The organism is Kitasatospora sp. NPDC059571, assembly GCF_042735675.1.
GTDB lineage: Bacteria > Actinomycetota > Actinomycetes > Streptomycetales > Streptomycetaceae > Kitasatospora.
The window spans coordinates 1-16,912 of the sequence record NZ_JBHWBW010000141.1; the positions used below are offsets into that span (position 1 = coordinate 1).

Here is a 16,912-nt window from a genome sequence, read left to right on the forward strand (position 1 = left end):
CGGGGGGGGGGGCGCCCCGGCCCCGGGTGTGTGGTCGGGGGTCCCCCCCCCCCGCGCCCCGGGGGGGGCGGCCGTGAGCGCGGCGGCGGTGACCACGCCGACACGGCGCATACCCCGGTCGCGCCGGCGGAAGGCGTGGTCGTCCCGGAAAGGGTCGGAGTCCGGCATCGTGCACCTCCCGGCGGCGGCGCCCCGGCACCCGTCGTCCGAGGGTGCATGTCCGGCGGGGTCGCCTCCGTACCAGGACTCCAGCGTCCGACACGGGCGGTCGGGATCCCGTTCAGAAATCCTTCGGATCCCGTAAAGGTCGGCGACGTGCCTGCTCACGGCAGGTGCGGAGCGGGTCGGACCGCCGTGCGAACGGTCGACGGCCGCCGCGCGAAGGGGGACTCAACCGGGCGGCTGCGGCGGCCGGCCGGGGTCCTGCCCCTGCCCGCGCGGCACCGCGGGCAGCTCCAGGACGACGGTCAGGCCGCCGCCCGCGGTCTCCTCCAGCCGGGCCGTGCCGCCGTTGGCGGTCGCCAGCCGGTGCACGATGGCCAGCCCGAGTCCCGTGCCGCGGGCCTCCGGGTTGCCGAACCGCCGGAACGCGGTCGCCCGCGCCTCGGGGCTCATCCCCGGTCCGTCGTCGATGACCCGCAGTTCGGTGCCGGGTCCGAAGGCGGCGGCCGCGGGGGCGGCCTCCACCCGGATGCGGCCGCCCCCCGGTACGGCGTCCAGCGCGTTGGCCAGCAGATTGTCGAGGAGCTGCTCCAGATCGCCCGCACCGAGGAACACGGTGGGCCGCCCCGGGCAGTGCGAGCTCAGTTCCACCCGGCGTTCGGCGGCCACCGGATCCCATGCCGCGATCCGCTCCGCGACCGCCTCGTCCAGCCGCACGGGGACGGGCCTGGGCACCGCGTTCTCCGCCCGTGCGGCCGCCAGCAGTCCGTCCACCAGCCGCGACAGGCGGGCGATCTCCTCCTGGGCGCCGGCCAGTTCGACCGCGTCCTCGCCCTCGGCGTCGGCCGCCAGCAGGTCGAGGCGCAGCCGCAGGGCGGTCAGCGGGGTGCGGAGCTGGTGGGAGACGTCCGCGGTCACCGCCCGATGGCCGTGCACCAGGGCCTCGGTCCGTGCGGCCATGGTGTTGAACGTGGCCGCGAGCCGGCGCACCTCCTCCGGCCCGGAGTCGGCCGGGGCCCGTACGTCCAGCGCGCCCTCGCCCAGGCGCCTGGCTGCGGCGTCGACCGACTGGAGCGGACGGCCCACCCACCGGGCCAGCCGCACGGATACCAGGGTGCCGAGGACGAGCCCCACCACGCCGATGAGCGCGAGCCAGCCCCAGACCACCGCGATCCGGTCGTCCAGCGGGTCGGCGGACTTCACCAGGACGGCCGCCCCGACCTTGTCGGCGCTGTCGCCGATCGGTGCCGTCACCGTCAGCGTGTCGCCGGACCGGTGGGCGATGGTGCCGGGATCGGCGAGGGTGGCGGCCACCTGGCGCCGGGCGCCCTCGTCCGTGGCCGCGGAACACGTGGTGCGCGCGACCACCCGTCCAGCCGCGTCGAAGACCGCTGCGCAGCCGCCCTCGTCCTGCGTCTCGTCGAGCATCTCCCGCATGTCGGTGTCCGGCTTGTGGTCGGAGAGGTGCTCCTCGGCGGCGGAGGCGAGGGTCCGTGCGGAGGCCTCCGCGGTGCTGCGGAAGGAGGTCTCCTCCCGCTGGGTCAGCAGCACGCCGAGCGGCACGACGGCGAGCACCAGGAGGACGGTGACCAGGGCCAGCACGGTCAGCGCGATCCGACGGGTCATCGCCGGTCAGCCCGGCTCACCGAGGCGGAAGCCCCGGCCGTAGACCGTCTCCACCAGCCCGGGCACGCCGAGCTTGCGCCGCAGGGCGGCCATGTGGACGTCGAGCACCTTGGTGGGGCCGTACCAGTGCTCGTCCCACGCCCGTTCCAGGATCTCCTGCCGGGACACCACCCGGCCCGGGTCGACCGCCAGGCACTCCAGGATGTCGAACTCCTTCGGTGTGAGAGCGATCTCGTTCCCCTCGACGCTCACCTTGCGGGTCCGCGGATCCACGGTGAGCACGCCGTGCCGCAGCAGTTCCGGCTCGACGGGGCGCGTGCGGCGGAGCACCGCCCGGATCCGGGCGAGCAGCTCGGCCAGCCCGAACGGCTTGACCAGGTAGTCGTCCGCACCCTCGTCCAGGGCCGAGACCCGGTCGCCCTCCTCGCCGCGCGCGGTCACCACGATGATCGCCGCGTCGCACCGCCTGCGCAGCCGGCGGCAGACCTCGACCCCGTCCAGGTCGGGCAGGCCGAGGTCGAGCAGCACCACGTCGGGCAGCGGATCGGCGCAGAGAGCGGCGTGCCCCGTTCCGACACTCCGTGCCGCGTACCCGGCCCGATCGAGGCCCCGCACCAGGGAGCGGGCGATTCCGGCATCGTCCTCGACCACCAGGACCCGTACTGCGGAGGTGTCCCCGTCGGTCTCGTGCATGGGCCCAGCGTAGAGGCTGCCCGGACACGGCCGGCGTTCGACTGCGCCTCGCCCTGCGGCCACCGGGGGATGCCCCGCGGGCAGCCGGAAGGGCGTGATCCGTCCGTCGTGCGACGGGGGACACCCGCCGGGCGCCGAGAATCGCCGGCCGTCAGCGGGCGAGGGAGAAGTAGCTCTCCTCCTCCTGCGCGAAGTGCAGGCGCAGCACGCTGTGGAGCCCGTAGAGGCAGGCGCGGAGGTCGTCGATCTGCTCGGGCCGCAGCCGGCCGTCGTTGGTGTCGGCGATCCGCAGGTGGGTGTCGATCCGGCGGGCGAGTCGGTGGATCTCGCTGTGGGCACGGCTCATGGTGGCGGTGGCCTCCGGTCCGCCGAGGGCGGCGGCGAGCGCGGGATAGAGCTGCTGCTCCTCGTCGAGTTCGTGCGGGAGGAGCCGTCGGGCCAGCAGCCCGTCCACCGTGCGGACGGTCTCCAGTGCCTGGGGGCCCGGGGCGTCGGTGAGCCGGTCGGCGGCCTCCCGGACGGCTTCGACGACGTCGCGCAGGTCGTCGTGTTCGGCGGCGAAGCGCCGGAGGAGCTGCTCGGTGGCGGGTTCGACCACCGGCTGGGCCGCCCGGTCCGGGCGCAGGGCGCGAAGGGCATTGAGGATGACGGCGACGTCGATGCCTTCCTGGAGCAGCGCGCCGGCAGCGGGCGGCAGCAGGCCGAACGCGGCGGCGAGCATGGCGGCCAGGGACATCGCCATGCCGCCGAGGGCGCTCTGCACGGCGATGCGCCGGGCACGCACGGCGATGACGGCGGCGTCGGCGAGACGGCCGACACGGTCGGTGGTCAGGACGACGTCCGCCGCTTCGGAGGAAGCGCTGGAACCGCGGGCACCCATCGCGACACCGACGTCGGCGGCCGCGAGCGCGGGGGCGTCGTTGACGCCGTCGCCGACCATGACGGTGACGGCGTTCCCGCGTTCGGCACGGACGGCGGCGACCTTGTCGGCCGGGGACTGCCGGGCACGTACGCCGTCCAGGCCGAGGACGGCGGCGACCTCGGCCGCCGGCTCGGTGCGGTCACCGGTGAGCATCAGCAGCCGGTCGATGCCGGCCTCGCGCAGCCGCCGGAGCGTGCGCGGGGCGTCGTGGCGCAGGGGATCGCGCAGCAGGACGGCCCCGATGAGCGTGCCGTTCAGGGTCACCCAGGCGACGGCGGCGCCGTCCAGGGCAGCGCGGTTGTCGGCGGCGCCGGCCCAGCCGGGCAGCGGACTGCCGTCGTGCCTGCCGACGCCCGCCGTCCCGGAAGCGGTCCGAGCGGTGGCACCACGCCCGGGCTCCTCGCTGACGTCGCGGACGGGGGTGAGCGCCAGGCCGCGTATCCGGGCCTCGTTCACGATGGCCTCGGCCAGGACGTGCGGTGAGAACCGGTCGACCGAGGCCGCGAGGGCCAGGACGTCGGCGGGGGTGCGGCCGGGGGCGGCGACGACGTCGATGACCCGGGGGCGGCCGGTGGTGAGGGTGCCGGTCTTGTCGAGGACCATGGTGCGGGCACGCCCCAGCGTCTCCAGGGCCGCACCGTCCCGGACGACCACACCCTCGCGGGCCGCACGGGAGAGACCGGAGACGATCGCCACGGGCGCGGCCAGCAGCAGCGGGCACGGGGTCGCCACCACCAGGACGGCGACCGCGCGCACCGCCGAGCCGCTCACCAGCCATGCCAGCCCGGCGACCGCGAGCGACAGCGGCAGGAACCAGGCGGCGTACCGGTCCGCCAGCCGGACCACCGGGGCGCTCTCGGCACCGGCCTGCCGGGCCAGCCGGACGATCTCCGCGTAGGTGCTGTCCTGCTCGGTCGCTGTTGCCCGCAGGCCGAAGGCGCCGCCCGCATTGACGCAGCCGCTGCGCACCGGCTCGCCCACGCTCCGTTCGAGCTGGGCCGACTCCCCGCTGAGGACGGATTCGTCCAGGACGGCAGCTGCGTCCTCGATCCGGCCGTCGACCGGGACGACCTCGCCCGGTCCGACCACCAGGAGGTCGCCCACCCGGACCTCGGCGAGCGGGACCGTGAGCACCTGGCCGCCGCTGCGGCGGCGCGCCGAGCGCGGAGCGTGTTCCAGCAGGTGCCGCAGGTCGTGCGACGCACGGCGCTCGGCCGCGGAGTCCAGCCATCGGCCGGTCGCGAGCATCAGGGCGATCAGCGCCCCCGCCAGGTACTCCCCGGTGGCCAGGGTCCCGGCCAGGGCCAGCACCGCGATGAGATCGACACCCGCGCGGTGGCTGCGCAGCGCGGCGATCACCCAGGCGAGGGACGGGACGATCGCCGCCGCCGTGCCCGCGGCCCACCACGCGTCCGCGACCTCCGGGGCGCCGGACAGCCACGCGACACCGCCGGCGGCCAAGGTGACCGCGGTGACCACGAGCAGGCCGGGTGCCAGCCACCCGCGGACTTCGGCGGTGCGGGCGCGGACGGGTCGATCCTCGTCATGGCGGTGTTCCATGCAGCACCTCCGGTCACTGCCGCCCCGCAGACCAGCGCACCACTGCGTCCCGCGGCCGGCCAGAGTCTTCGGACCCGGTCGGGTGGGCCGGGAGGCGCCGACCGGCCGGACCCTGCGGGCCGGCGGCGGCGCTCGGTGCCGCTCTGCACGGAGCCCCCGGCGGGGCGGCGCGTCCGCGATGTGAGCCGAGGAGCACTGCCGACCCGGGTGCGCGACCATGGGGCTGTGGACGAGAGTGCGGGACCCGGCCAGGATCCTCCGCCCCCGGCGCTGCTCGACGCGATGGCGAACCTGGCACGGTTCCACCGTGAGCACGAGCAGTTCTATGCGTCGGCGCCCCGTGAGCGGGCCGTCCTCCTCCAACGCGACGCACGGACGCTGCTTGCGCTGGCCGACCACTGGTCCGTGCCGAGGCCCGTGCCGTCCTCCCCGCTCAACCCGTTCGAGGGTGCCGACGACCTCACCGCACCGGTGGGACTCCAACTGACCGGCGTCCTGTTCATGGAGGGCCAGGGCGAGCCGGTGGAACTCGCCCGTCTCGAGCGGGATCTCGTGCGGACCGCGGACGATCTCGTGGCCGCCGCCGAGTGGCTCACCACCGCGATGCAGGCATCCTGGGAGAGCGCACGAGCGCTGCTCGACTTCCCGGACTTCGCAGATCTCCTCGGTGAGCGGCACCGCATCATCGTCAACGACTGGCAGGCCGCCCACCTCTCCGACCTGGCGGGTCGGCTGCTGCACCGGGCGGCCGACATCCTCGAACGGATCGACCTCCGGCCCGCGGCCGTCCGAGCGGACCTGGCGGGGGACTCCGTCGGTCCGCGACGGCTCTACTCCGCTGCCGAGCTGATCTCCCGTGCTGCCGACCTGCTCAGTGAGTCGGCCGGTCTCGTGCACGACAACGAACGCCGCTGGCGTGCCTTCCGTGCCCGGGTCACCCGCCTCGCCCCCCTGCCTCCGGCGCACCGTCCTCCGGGCGCGACACCGGATGCGTGACCCAGATCGTGGCGGTGCCGGGCGGCCCCGCGCCCGGCGGCGGTGCCGCACGCCCGGACGGACCGAGGCCCGGGCTCCGGCGGCCCGCCGTGTCGTCACCTGCCTCCGGCGCTCCCCGGACTCTGTGACGCCCTCGCCGGAGTCCGAGGGTCCGGGAGGGTGCTCTTCTGCGAGAATCGACCGGCCGGATGCCGGGGAGGAAGGGGTCGCACGTGGGCGTCGACGAGGTGCGGTCGCGCATTCCGCAGCTGCGGTTGGACGAACTGCTGGAGGAGCTGCAGGCGCGTATCGACGCGGCCCGGGGGACCCGGGACCGGGTGCACAGCCTCTTGGAGGCGGTGCTGTCGGTAGGGCGGGAGTTGGACCTCACCCATGTGCTGCGGCGGATCGTGGAGGCGGCGGCGGTACTGGTGGACGCCCGGTACGCGGCGCTCGGAGTGATCGGTCCGGACGGTGAGTCGCTGTCCCAGTTCCTGACGGTCGGCCTGTCGCCGGAGGAGATCGCGCCGATCGGCCCGTATCCGACCGGCCGGGGGATTCTCGGTGAGCTGATCCGGCATCCGGAGCCGTTGCGGCTGACGGATCTGTCGGCGCATCCGGCCTCGTACGGCTGTCCGGCGCACCACCCCGTGATGCGGTCGTTCCTCGGGGTGCCGGTGCGGGTGCGCGAGGAGGTCTTCGGGAACCTCTATCTGACGGACAAGCGCGGTGGTGGGGAGTTCGACGCCGACGACGAGTCGGTGATCTCGACACTGGCCGTGGCCGCCGGGGTGGCGATCGACAACGCCCGGCTGTACGAGGAGGCGCAGCGCCAGCAGCGTTGGCTGGGTGCGAATGCCGAGATCACCAGCAGTCTGCTGTCCGGGGCCTCCCGGGCCGAGGTGATGGAGTTGATCGCGGGGCGGGCCCGGGAGATCACGGGGGCGGATCTGGCGGATGTGTCGGTCCCGGTCTCGGGCACGGACACGGTCCGGGTGGAGCTGGCGCTGGGCGGTGACCGAGCGGCCCGGCAGGGGCTGGTGGTGCCGCTGGCGGGGACGCTGTCGGGTGAGGCGTGCATGCAGGGCCGACCGGCGACCACGGCCGACCTGACGGCCGATTCGCGACTGTCCGCGAGTCCGTGCAGGTCGGACGGGGTGGGCCCGGCGGTGGCGGTTCCGCTGGGTCGGCGGGAGGGGGCCGCGGAGGGGGTGCTGCTGCTGGGACGGCGGCCGGGCCAGCCGGTGTTCACCGATCGGGAGATCGGTCCGTTGTCGGGGTTCGCCGATCAGGCGGCGCTGGCGCTGGAACTCGCCGAGCGGCGGCGCGACACGGAGCAGTTGGCGATGCTGGAGGACCGTGATCGGATCGCGCGTGATCTGCACGACCTGGCGATCCAGCGGTTGTTCGCCACGGGGATGACGCTTCAGAGCGCTGCCAGGTTCATCGACCATCCCGAGGCGTCGGACCGGGTGTTGCGGGCGGTCGGCGACCTGGATGAGACGATCAAGATCATTCGGTCGACGATCTTCGGACTGCGGGCGCGTGAGGAGATCGGGCAGGGTCTGCGGGCCATGGCGGTGCGGGCCGTCGAGCAGGCTCAGGCGGCGTTGGGCTTCGCTCCGCGTCTGAGCATGGAGGGCCTGCTGGACACCGATGTGCCGGGCCCGGTCGCGGAGCACGTCGTGGCGGTGCTGGGGGAGGCCTTGAGCAACGCGGCCCGGCACGCCCGGGCGGGCCGGGTGGAGGTCTCGCTCCGGGCCACCGGGCAGCAGGTCGTCCTCACCGTACGCGACGACGGGGTGGGGATTCCCCGGCAGGGACGGCGCAGCGGGCTGCGGAATCTGGCGGAGCGTGCCGAGGGGGTCGGCGGGGTCTTCGAGGTGGAGAGCCCGGCCGAGGGCGGCACCGTCCTGGTGTGGTCCGCTCCGCTGGCGTGATGCACCGCCGCCCTCACCCGGACGAGGTCCCCGCCTCGCGGACCGGTGTGCCCGCGAGGGAGCGACCCGTGACCAGCTCCGCGCGGATCCGCACGGTCGCACGGTCGGTCGCCGTCGCCGGGCCGGGCGGGTCCGGCGTGAGGGGGCGGGCATCGTTCGCCGGCCGGATGACATCGGCGCGTCCGAGGACGGTGACGGTCCAGCCACTGCCGTCGGCCTCGTCGAGCTGACTCACCTCGAAGGCGACAACCGCGTCGGCAACCGCCCGGGCGATCTCCGGGTCGGCATCGGTGCGCAGCAGTACGCTGCCGTCGGCACTGAGCCGGTACCGGACCGGCAGCACGGCGGGCAGCGCGCCGGTGGTGTACACCAGTCGACCCACGGCTGCTCTGCCGAGGAGACTGAGGCACTGCCGCTCGTCGAGCGGGGTGAATTCGGCTGTCATGGCGTCCATGCTGGACGGCCGACCTCCGGCGGGCGAGGGACCGATGGTCCCCGCTGTCCGGCGGACGGTCCCCGTGTGCGGGAGACCTTCGCCGCTCGACGCGCCCGCCGGCTCAGCGGGCCGGGCGGGCGGTGGCCTGGTCGTGGACGGCCTGGGCCTGGGTGGCGATGACGGCGGCCTGGACGCGGCGTTCCACACCGAGCTTGGCCAGCAGGCGGGAGATGTGGTTCTTGACCGTCTTCTCGGCGAGGTAGAGGCGCTGGCCGATCTGGCGGTTGGTCAGGCCTTCGCCGATCAGTGCGAGGATCTCCTGCTCGCGTTCGGTGAGCCGGGGCAGGTCGGCGGCCGGGGGAGCGGTGTCGCCGCGCAGGCGGGCCATCAGGCGGGTGGTGGCACTGGCGTCGAGCATGGACTGGCCGGAGGCGACCGTCCGCACCGCGGAGACGAGGTCGGTCCCGCTGATCTGCTTGAGCACGTAGCCGGCGGCGCCGGCCATGATCGAGTCCAGCAGGGCCTCCTCGTCGTCGAAGGAGGTGAGGATCAGGCAGGCCAGGTCGGGCATCCGCGAGCGCAGCTCGCGGCAGACGGTCACGCCGTTGCCGTCGGGCAGGCGCATGTCCAGGATCGCGACGTCCGGCTTCAGCGCGGGCACCCGGGCGAGTGCCTGCTCGACCGTGGCGGCCTCGCCGATCACGGTCAGGCCGGGTTCGGCGTCCAGGAGGTCGTGCACGCCCCGGCGGACCACCTCGTGGTCGTCGAGGAGGAACACCCGGACCGGGTTGTCCGCGTCGTGTGCTGTATTGCCCGCCATCACCGCTCCGTCTCCGGGGGACCGCCCTGCGGCGGGTCATGTCAAGACTGAGCGTAGTCTGCCGGACAACGGGTTCCGGTCATAGGGCCGTTCGGCCCAGGTGGCGCGGAGCGCCCGGTGTCCGCGGCCCGGGCGGGGCCGTCGCGGGGAGGAGCGGGCGCGACGGCGGTGCCCTCGCCGTCCGGGCACACGGGACGGAGTGAGGCACCGTCGGAGCGGTGATCGTTCAGCCGTGCCGGGGGTCACCGGTGTTGGGCCGGCGCGCGGCGCGTCCGCTCCACACCGGCTCGACCTCGGCCCAGCGGCGTTGCCAGGCCGTGGCGGTGCGGCGGTCCAGGGTGTTCACCCGCAGTTCCAGGCCGACGGCGATGAGGACGGAGAGGAAGCCCAGGACGAGCAGGCCGACGCAGGCGGCGCCGGCGACCAGGTCGGCGGTGGCCGGCGGGGTCGCGGCCGGGCGGCCGGTGTCGCCGACCCAGATCCGGGTCGTGGCGCCGGCCGGGGCGCGGCGGGCGACGCCGACCGTACCGGTCTGACCCTGTCCGGCGGGGAACGTCCAGGCGGCAGTGGCCCGGTAGCGGGCGGGATCGGTGCCGTCGGTCGTCGGCCGGGCCGGGGTGAGCAGGACGGCGTCGAGACGGTGGAGCCGGGAGGCGGCTGCGGTGGTCCGGTGCTCGGCGGCGTTGAAATCGGTCCATGCGGCCGTCGTACCGAGCAGGAACGCCAGGCCGGCCGCGAGAGCGGCGAGGAGCTCGGCCCGGCTGCGGGCCCGGTCCTCCGGCCGGGCCAACTCGTTGCACTCGGTGCCGAGCGCCCGGCGCAGGCTGCTGCGCCACGGATGGGTCAGGCGAGTACGGGGCGTGCTGGTCATCGTCGGAGGCCCTTCAGGTGGGTGCGGGTGCAGGGTGTGTGCGGGTCGGCTTCAGCCGTGCGGGACCACGGCGACCGGCACGGCGCAGTGGTGGAGCACGGTGTGGGCGACGGGGCCGAGCCGCATGCCCAAGGGGCGGGGGTGGTCGTGGCGGCCGACGACGACCAGGTCGGCGTCCTCGCCGGCGGCGACGAGGGCGTGGGCCGGGTTGCCCTGCCGGACGTCGGCGACCACGGTGACCTCCGGGTACCCGGCCTGGGCCGGAGCGAGGGTCCTGGTGAGCCGGCTCAGGAGGGCCGACTCCCGGGCGGTGATCTCGGCCTGCGGCCGCGCCCGGGAGGTGGCGGCCCACCGCGGCACCGGATCCCATCCGTGGACGGCCCGCAGCCGTGCGCCGCGCCGGGCGGCCTCGGCGAACGCGAAGTCGATGACGCACCTCGAGGGTTGACGGGTGTCCACGCCCACCACGACCTCGCCCCGGACCGTCGCGCCACCCCGGCGCGAGGTGGGCCGGTCGGCCCGGACCAGGACGATCGGGACGTCGGCGCGGGCCGCCACCGCGAGGGCGACCGAGCCCGCCAGCAGTCCCGCGAAGCCGCCGAGGCCGCGTGAGCCGATGACGAGGAGCTCCTGGCCTTCGGCCGCCTTGACCAGTGCATCGACCGGGTCGTCGCCCGTCACCGCTGTCTCGACGGTGAGTCCCGGGCGGTGCCGGCGGACGTCCTCGGCGATCTCGGCCAGTGCCCGGAGCGCGGCCGGGCGCAGATCACCGCTCCCCGGGCTCGCGGCGTCCTCGGCGTCCCGGGGGTCGAGCCACGGCCAGGCGTGGAGCAGCCGCAGCGGAGTGCCGCGGCGCTCCGCCTCCGCAGCCGCCCAGTGGGCCGCGGCCGCGCTGCGTGCGGATCCGTCGATTCCGGTCAGGATGCGGCGCGTCATCGGTGCTCTCCTCCGGGGTCGTCGGCAGGGCGTGCGATCCGGGCGTCCGCACCGCTCCTGCACCGGAAGAACCCTCTCGTCGCCCGCTCGGCCGGGGACAGGGACCGACCGGGTCGGGAGACGGGCCGGTGGTCCCTCACTGCACCGGCCCGCCGCCCCGGCGGGGCGGACGCACGGCCTCCGTGCTGCTCCGCCGGGGGCTCCGGGTCGGTCCGGGCCGCAGGGCCCCGGGGACCACCGGCGTGCGGGCGGCGGGACGGGTGGCGTCGCGAACGGGGCCTGATGGTCCCTGGGGCGACTCCCGGTCGCCGCACCAGGATCGTCACCGTGAGCGACGGGCGGACGGTGCCCGCCCGCCTCCCGGAGCACAACGCAGAGGAGCGCCCCATGTCCGGACACGATCGCGGGAAGCCGCGGCAGAGCCGAGTGGTTGACGGACCGCAAGGAGGCCGGGACGGTTTCGGGCTGCCCGTGGCCACCGCGCTGGTCGTCGGCAGCATCATCGGCACCGGCGTGTTCGCACTGCCCTCCGCACTCGCGCCCTACGGACCGATCTCGCTGGTGGCGTTCGTGCTGGTGACCCTCGGGGCGCTGGCACTGGCCGCCGTCTTCGGGCGGCTGTCCGAACGGGTGCCGGGCAGCGGCGGGCCCTATGTCTATGCCCGAGAGGCATTCGGCGAGTTCACCGGATTCCTCACCGCGTGGTCCTACTGGATCACCGCCTGGGCCGGGAACACCGCCATCGCGGTGGCCTGGGTCGGCTACGTCGAGGTGTTCGTCAACAAGGGCCACCACACCGGGGGCTCGATCGTGATCGCGCTGACCGGCCTCTGGGTGCCGGCGGTCGTCAACCTGACCGGCGTGCGCAGCATCGGTGCGTTCCAGATGGCCACCACGGTTCTGAAGTTCGTTCCGCTGGCCTTCATGGCCACGGCCGGGCTGTTCTTCGTCAGGGCGGCCAACTTCGGTGCGTTCAACGCCGGCGGCACCTCCGCCCTGAGTGCGGTGTCGGCGGCCGGCGCGATCGCGCTGTTCAGCTACATCGGCCTGGAGACCGCCTCGGTGGCCGCCGGACGGGTGCGCGAGCCCAGGCGCAACGTGCCGCGGGCGACGGTGTACGGCACCCTGGCCTGCGCCGCGATCTATCTGCTCGGCACCCTGGCGGTCTTCGGCACCGTCCCGCACGCCCGACTCGGCTCCTCCACCGCACCCTTCACCGATGCCGTGAACACCATCGCGGGCGGTCACTGGGCCGGGAACCTGGTCGCCGCGGCGGCGATCGTCTCCGGCCTCGATGCCCTCAACGGCTGGACCCTGATCTGCGCCGAGATGCCGATGGCCGCCGCCCGCGACGGGCTCTTCCCGGCCGCGTTCGCCGGCACCCGGGGCCGCAGTGGGGTGCCGGCGTTCGGCATCGTCTCCGCCACCGTCCTCGCGTCGCTGCTGGCCGTCGTCAGCTACACCCGGTTCACCAAGGTCTTCACCGAGATCGTGCTGCTGAGCGTGCTCACCGCGGTCATCCCCTATCTGGTCTCGGCGGCCGCCCAGCTGTACTGGCTGGCCCGGCACGGCCGTGAGCAGCTGACCCGGCGGCGGTTCGGCCGCGACGTCGCCGTCACCCTGCTCGCTCTCGCCTTCTCGTACTGGTCGATCCAGGGCAGCGGCTACCAGACCGTCTACTACGGCCTGTTCGCCGTCCTGCTCGGCATCCCCGTCTACGTCTGGCTGGGGCGCGCGAGGACGACCGCCGGGACTGCCGCCGCGACCGGACCCGGTGCCGGACCGCAGGCCCGGACCGCCGATCCGCTGCCGACGGCGGCTCGAACCGCCCGTCCGGTGGGCCTGCCGACCCTCCTGCGCCGCGCGCTGACGGCGCGCCACCAGAACTGAAACCCGAGGAGCGCGACCGATGTCCACCCTGCGTGTCGATTCCGAGGCGGGCCGCCTGCGCCAGGTGATCCTGCACCGTCCGGGCCTGGAGCTCGCCCGGCTGACCCCCCGCAACGTCGACGGGCTGCTCTTCGACGACATCCTGTGGGCCGAGCGGGCCCGCGACGAGCACGACGCCTTTGCCCAGGTGCTGCGCGACCACGGCGTACGCGTCCACCACTACGCGGACCTGCTGGCCCAGACGCTCGATCTGCCGCCGGCCCGCGCCTGGGTGCTCGGACAGGTGGTCAACCCCGCCACCGTCGGTCCCGCGCTGGTCGATCCGGTGCATGCACTGTGCGCGGACCTGGACGGTCCGACCCTGGCCGAGTACCTGATCGGCGGCGTCCTCAAGGACGATCTGCCGCTGCGCAGCCCGCACAGCCTGGTCTGGCACACCGTCGACGAGCAGGACTTCGCCCTTCCTCCGCTGCCCAACCACCTCTTCCCGCGCGACAACTCCTGCTGGATCGGCGCCCGGTACAGCCTCAACCCGATGGCGAGGCCGGCCCGCCGCCGGGAGACCCTGCACACCGCCGCGATCTACCGGTTCCACCCGCTCTTCGCCGATGCCGCGCCCCCACTGATCGACGGCACCACGGCAACCGGCGGGCTCAGCCTGGAGGGCGGCGACGTCCACGTCCCGGCGCCCGGCGTGGTGATGGTCGGGATGGGCGAGCGGACCACCGCCCAGGCCGTCGAGGTCCTCGCCCAGCAGCTTTTCCTGACCGGCACCGCTCACCGGCTGATCGCCGTCCGCCTGCCGCAGAGCCGCGCCTTCATGCACCTGGACACGGTGATGACGATGATCGACAAGGACACCTTCGCCCTCTACCCGGGCGTGGCCGACCAGCTGCGTTCCTGGACCCTCACCCCGGCGCCCGAGCGGCCGGCCGGCTTCGACGTCACTCCCGACACCGATCTCGCCGCCTCCCTCGCCGGGGCGCTCGGCCTGGAGACCGTCCGCTTCCTGTCGGCCGAACAGGACTTCCGGGCGGCCGAGCGCGAGCAGTGGGACGACGGGAGCAACTTCCTGGCCCTCGAACCCGGTGTCGTCGTCGGCTACGAACGCAACACCACCACCAACACGTACCTGCGCAAGCAGGGCATCGAGATCGTCACCATCGCCGGCTCGGAGCTCGGCCGCGGCCGCGGCGGTCCGCGCTGCATGAGCTGCCCCATCCAGCGCGACCCCGCCACCTGACCGGAACGACGAAGGGCATCCCATGACGATCGACCTGCACGGCCGCCACTACCTGAGCGAACTCGACTTCACCGCGGCCGAGATCCACCACCTGCTCGACCTCGCCGCCGACCTGAAGGACGCCCGCGCGGCCGGCGCCGAACGCCGGCACCTCGTCGGCAGGCGCCTGGCCCTGATCTTCGAGAAGAGCTCCACCCGCACCCGCTGCGCCTTCGAGGTCGCCGCCGCCGACCAGGGTGCCACGACGACCTACCTGGGGCCGGACAGTTCGCACCTGGGTCACAAGGAGTCCGTCGCCGACACCGCCCGCGTGCTCGGGCGGCTCTACGACGGCATCGAGTACCGCGGCTTCGCCCAGGACACCGTCACCGACCTGGCGGCGCACGCCGGGGTGCCCGTCTACAACGGCCTGACCGATCGGTGCCACCCGACGCAGAGCCTGTGCGACGTGTTCACGATGCGCGAGCACAGCCGCAAACCGCTGGAGGAGATCTCCTTCTGCTACCTCGGCGACGCCCGCAACAACACCGCGAACTCCCTGATGGCGATGGGCAGCCTGCTCGGCATGGACGTGCGGATCGCCGCGCCGCGATCCCTGTGGCCCGATCCGTCGCTGGTCTCCGCGTGCCGGGAGCTCGGCCGGGACAGCGGCGCCCGGCTCCTGCTCACCGACCGGGTCGCGGAGGCGGTGCGCGGCGCCGACTACCTGTACACCGACGTCTGGGTCTCCATGGGGGAGGACCACGCCCGGTGGAAGGAGCGGATCGAGCTGCTGCTGCCGTACCAGGTCAACGCGAGGACCATGGCCGCCACCGGCAACCCGGACACCGCCTTCCTGCACTGCCTGCCCGCCCTGCACGACCGCAGCACCGACCTCGGTGCCGAACTCGCCGACGAACACGGCCTGGACGGCCTGGAGGTGACCGGCGAGGTCTTCGAGTCGCCCGCCTCGCTGGTCTTCGTCCAGGCCGAGAACCGGATGCACACCATCAAGGCGATCCTGGTCGCCACCCTGGGGAGCAACTGATCATGCGAATCGTCGCCGCCCTCGGCGGAAACGCCCTCCTCCGGCGGGGCGAACGGCCCGACGCCGCCGTCCAGCAGCACCACGTCCACGACGCCGCCCGCTCGCTCGCCGAGCTCGTCCTCGCCGGACACGAGTTGGTGATCACCCACGGCAACGGTCCGCAGGTCGGCCTGCTCGCCGTCGAGAGCGAGAGCGACCCCGAACTCGCCGCACCGTACCCCTTGGACCTGCTGGGCGCTCAGACCCAGGGCATGATCGGCAGCCTGCTCGCCAGGGAGCTGGCCGACCGGCTGCCCGGCCGCGAGGTCGCCGCACTGGTCACCCACACCGAGGTCGACCGGCACGATCCCGCCTTCCACCGTCCGGACAAGTTCATCGGGGGCCGGCTCACCGCGGACCGGGCCGGGGCGATGGAGCGCGAACGCGGCTGGACCTGTGCCCGGGACGGTGCTCACCTGCGGCGGGTCGTTCCCTCGCCCGAGCCGCGCGCCGTCGTCGAACTGTCCTCCGTCCGCGCCCTGCTGGCCACCGGTGCCGTGGTGATCGCCGCGGGCGGCGGCGGTGTGCCCGTGGTCCGCGATCCGGGGAGCGGCCGCCTGCGCGGCGTCGAGGCCGTCGTGGACAAGGACCGCACCGCCGCGCTGCTCGCCGAGCAGATCGATGCCGACGCACTGCTGATCCTCACCGACGTGACCCATGTGTTCACCCGCTTCGGGGCCGCTCACCCCGGCCCGCTCACCACGGTCACCCCCGAGCGGCTGCGCGAACTCGACCTGCCCGCCGGATCGATGCGGCCCAAGGCCGAGGCGGCCGCTGCCTTCACCGAACGTACCGGCCGGCTCGCCGTCATCGGCCCGCTGGACGACGCCCTCGGCACCGTCCTCGGCACCACGGGCACCGTCGTCCGGCCGGTCGTGAGAGCCGCGGGGCCGGGGCCGGGGTCGGCAGCACGGCCGCCGGCACCTTCGGCCCACGACCCGGCCGGTCGGCGCACGGCAGTCTGAACCCACCCGGAAGGAAACATGATGAACCGAACGCGAATCCGGCCCGCCGTCGAGGTGCTGGTGGAGGTGCGCGGCCAGGTGTCCCTGGCCGCACCCGACTACGCCCGCACGAAACTGCTCGCCGTGCTCGAGCGGTTGGACGAGCCGATCCTCGCCGCACGGGTGAAACTCACCCAGGAACCCAACCATGCGGTGGCCAGGCCCTCGCTCGCCCAGGCCACCGTGGATCTGAACGGCAGGCCCGTGCGTGCCCACGTTGCGGCTGCGACCATGCAGGAGGCCGTGGACCTGCTCCGGGACCGGCTGACGGCCCGCCTCGCCCGGATGGGCCGCCACCGGGACCACCACCCGGGCGCCACGGACGACCACCGTCCGCAGCGCCGGGCGCGCCGTGCCGAGGATCGTCGGATCGAGCGCCACAAGGCCTACAGCCTGGCGCGCCGGAGCGTCCGGGCCGCGGTGTTCGAGATGGAGGCGATGGACTACGACTTCCACCTGTTCACCGATGAGGTGAGCGGCTGCGACAGCGTGGTCTACCGCGACCCCGCCACCGGGGGTCACCTGGTGGTCGCCGCCGGCCCGCCGCCCGAGCCCGCGCCCGGCCTGTCCGTGAGCACGGCCGGCGTGCCCGCCCTGACCGTCGGCGACGCCGCCGAGCGCCTCGACCTCAGCGGCCTGCCGTTCGTCTTCTTCACCGATGCGGCCACCGGCCGGGGCAACGTCCTGTACCACCGCTAAGACTGCCATTACGCGCGCGACACTCCCGCCACGAAGGAGGGGGGGCCGGCGCGGCGGCGGGTGGGGGTC

Annotated in this window: 14 protein-coding genes; 7 read left to right on the forward strand and 7 right to left on the reverse strand. The window is 74.2% G+C overall.

What is annotated here, in order from left to right; genetic code table 11:
• Positions 1 to 390 precede the first annotated feature (390 nt).
• The 3 genes from ACFV0G_RS17900 to ACFV0G_RS17910 form a co-directional block, all read right to left on the reverse strand.
• Positions 391 to 1,788, reverse strand: a complete 1,398-nt coding sequence (locus tag ACFV0G_RS17900; protein WP_380548018.1) for a sensor histidine kinase — start codon at positions 1,786 to 1,788, stop codon at positions 391 to 393.
• Positions 1,789 to 1,794: 6 nt separating this feature from the next.
• Positions 1,795 to 2,481, reverse strand: coding sequence for a response regulator transcription factor (locus ACFV0G_RS17905; RefSeq protein ID WP_380548021.1), 687 nt, complete (start codon positions 2,479 to 2,481; stop codon positions 1,795 to 1,797).
• Positions 2,482 to 2,632: 151 nt separating this feature from the next.
• Positions 2,633 to 4,963 carry a heavy metal translocating P-type ATPase gene (locus ACFV0G_RS17910; protein WP_380548024.1) on the reverse strand — a complete coding sequence of 777 codons (2,331 nt, stop codon included), beginning with the start codon at positions 4,961 to 4,963 and terminating at the stop codon, positions 2,633 to 2,635.
• Positions 4,964 to 5,188: 225 nt separating this feature from the next.
• Here ACFV0G_RS17910 and ACFV0G_RS17915 point away from each other — a divergent pair, with 225 nt between their 5' ends.
• Both ACFV0G_RS17915 and ACFV0G_RS17920 read left to right on the forward strand, forming a co-directional pair.
• Complete coding sequence (locus tag ACFV0G_RS17915; protein ID WP_380548027.1) at positions 5,189 to 5,959, forward strand: hypothetical protein; 771 nt, start codon at positions 5,189 to 5,191, stop codon at positions 5,957 to 5,959.
• A 188-nt stretch (positions 5,960 to 6,147) separates the two neighbouring features.
• The gene (locus ACFV0G_RS17920; protein ID WP_380548030.1) at positions 6,148 to 7,878 is read left to right on the forward strand and encodes a GAF domain-containing protein; all 1,731 of its coding nucleotides are present in this window, start codon (positions 6,148 to 6,150) and stop codon (positions 7,876 to 7,878) included.
• A 13-nt stretch (positions 7,879 to 7,891) separates the two neighbouring features.
• Here ACFV0G_RS17920 and ACFV0G_RS17925 read toward each other — a convergent pair whose 3' ends face one another.
• The 4 genes from ACFV0G_RS17925 to ACFV0G_RS17940 form a co-directional block, all read right to left on the reverse strand.
• Positions 7,892 to 8,323: a pyridoxamine 5'-phosphate oxidase family protein gene (locus tag ACFV0G_RS17925; protein ID WP_380548033.1), complete on the reverse strand. Its 432-nt coding sequence runs from the start codon at positions 8,321 to 8,323 to the stop codon at positions 7,892 to 7,894.
• 112 nt (positions 8,324 to 8,435) lie between these two features.
• A complete protein-coding gene (locus tag ACFV0G_RS17930) occupies positions 8,436 to 9,134 on the reverse strand; it encodes a response regulator (RefSeq protein WP_380548036.1) in 699 nt (232 codons plus the stop codon).
• Between the two features lie 226 nt (positions 9,135 to 9,360).
• Complete coding sequence (locus ACFV0G_RS17935) at positions 9,361 to 10,005, reverse strand: hypothetical protein (protein ID WP_380548039.1); 645 nt, start codon at positions 10,003 to 10,005, stop codon at positions 9,361 to 9,363.
• Positions 10,006 to 10,056: 51 nt separating this feature from the next.
• Positions 10,057 to 10,941 carry a universal stress protein gene (locus ACFV0G_RS17940; protein ID WP_380548042.1) on the reverse strand — a complete coding sequence of 295 codons (885 nt, stop codon included), beginning with the start codon at positions 10,939 to 10,941 and terminating at the stop codon, positions 10,057 to 10,059.
• 387 nt (positions 10,942 to 11,328) lie between these two features.
• Between ACFV0G_RS17940 and ACFV0G_RS17945 the strand changes: the two genes are divergently transcribed.
• From ACFV0G_RS17945 to ACFV0G_RS17965, 5 genes are read left to right on the forward strand one after another with little or no spacing between them, the layout of a single operon-like run.
• Entirely contained in the window at positions 11,329 to 12,831 is a 1,503-nt protein-coding gene (locus ACFV0G_RS17945; protein WP_380548045.1) for an amino acid permease, read from the forward strand.
• Between the two features lie 19 nt (positions 12,832 to 12,850).
• Positions 12,851 to 14,074 carry an arginine deiminase gene (locus ACFV0G_RS17950; RefSeq protein ID WP_380548048.1) on the forward strand — a complete coding sequence of 408 codons (1,224 nt, stop codon included), beginning with the start codon at positions 12,851 to 12,853 and terminating at the stop codon, positions 14,072 to 14,074.
• Between the two features lie 22 nt (positions 14,075 to 14,096).
• Positions 14,097 to 15,101 (forward strand): ornithine carbamoyltransferase, encoded by a 1,005-nt coding sequence (argF, locus tag ACFV0G_RS17955; RefSeq protein ID WP_380548052.1) that lies wholly within the window; start codon positions 14,097 to 14,099, stop codon positions 15,099 to 15,101.
• Between the two features lie 2 nt (positions 15,102 to 15,103).
• Positions 15,104 to 16,105 (forward strand): carbamate kinase, encoded by a 1,002-nt coding sequence (locus tag ACFV0G_RS17960; protein ID WP_380548055.1) that lies wholly within the window; start codon positions 15,104 to 15,106, stop codon positions 16,103 to 16,105.
• A gap of 21 nt (positions 16,106 to 16,126) precedes the next feature.
• A complete protein-coding gene (locus ACFV0G_RS17965) occupies positions 16,127 to 16,843 on the forward strand; it encodes a sigma 54 modulation/S30EA ribosomal C-terminal domain-containing protein (protein ID WP_380548058.1) in 717 nt (238 codons plus the stop codon).
• Positions 16,844 to 16,912: the final 69 nt, after the last annotated feature.

Coding starts and splice junctions, on each gene's coding strand:
- ACFV0G_RS17950 (WP_380548048.1), top strand. CDS start 12,851: ATGTCCACCCTGCGTGTCGATTCCGAGGCGGGCCGCCTGCGCCAGGTG.
- ACFV0G_RS17930 (WP_380548036.1), bottom strand. CDS start 9,134: ATGGCGGGCAATACAGCACACGACGCGGACAACCCGGTCCGGGTGTTC.
- ACFV0G_RS17925 (WP_380548033.1), bottom strand. CDS start 8,323: ATGACAGCCGAATTCACCCCGCTCGACGAGCGGCAGTGCCTCAGTCTC.
- ACFV0G_RS17920 (WP_380548030.1), top strand. CDS start 6,148: ATGCCGGGGAGGAAGGGGTCGCACGTGGGCGTCGACGAGGTGCGGTCG.
- ACFV0G_RS17960 (WP_380548055.1), top strand. CDS start 15,104: ATGCGAATCGTCGCCGCCCTCGGCGGAAACGCCCTCCTCCGGCGGGGC.
- ACFV0G_RS17940 (WP_380548042.1), bottom strand. CDS start 10,941: ATGACGCGCCGCATCCTGACCGGAATCGACGGATCCGCACGCAGCGCG.
- argF (WP_380548052.1), top strand. CDS start 14,097: ATGACGATCGACCTGCACGGCCGCCACTACCTGAGCGAACTCGACTTC.
- ACFV0G_RS17935 (WP_380548039.1), bottom strand. CDS start 10,005: ATGACCAGCACGCCCCGTACTCGCCTGACCCATCCGTGGCGCAGCAGC.
- ACFV0G_RS17945 (WP_380548045.1), top strand. CDS start 11,329: ATGTCCGGACACGATCGCGGGAAGCCGCGGCAGAGCCGAGTGGTTGAC.
- ACFV0G_RS17965 (WP_380548058.1), top strand. CDS start 16,127: ATGAACCGAACGCGAATCCGGCCCGCCGTCGAGGTGCTGGTGGAGGTG.
- ACFV0G_RS17905 (WP_380548021.1), bottom strand. CDS start 2,481: ATGCACGAGACCGACGGGGACACCTCCGCAGTACGGGTCCTGGTGGTC.
- ACFV0G_RS17900 (WP_380548018.1), bottom strand. CDS start 1,788: ATGACCCGTCGGATCGCGCTGACCGTGCTGGCCCTGGTCACCGTCCTC.
- ACFV0G_RS17910 (WP_380548024.1), bottom strand. CDS start 4,963: ATGGAACACCGCCATGACGAGGATCGACCCGTCCGCGCCCGCACCGCC.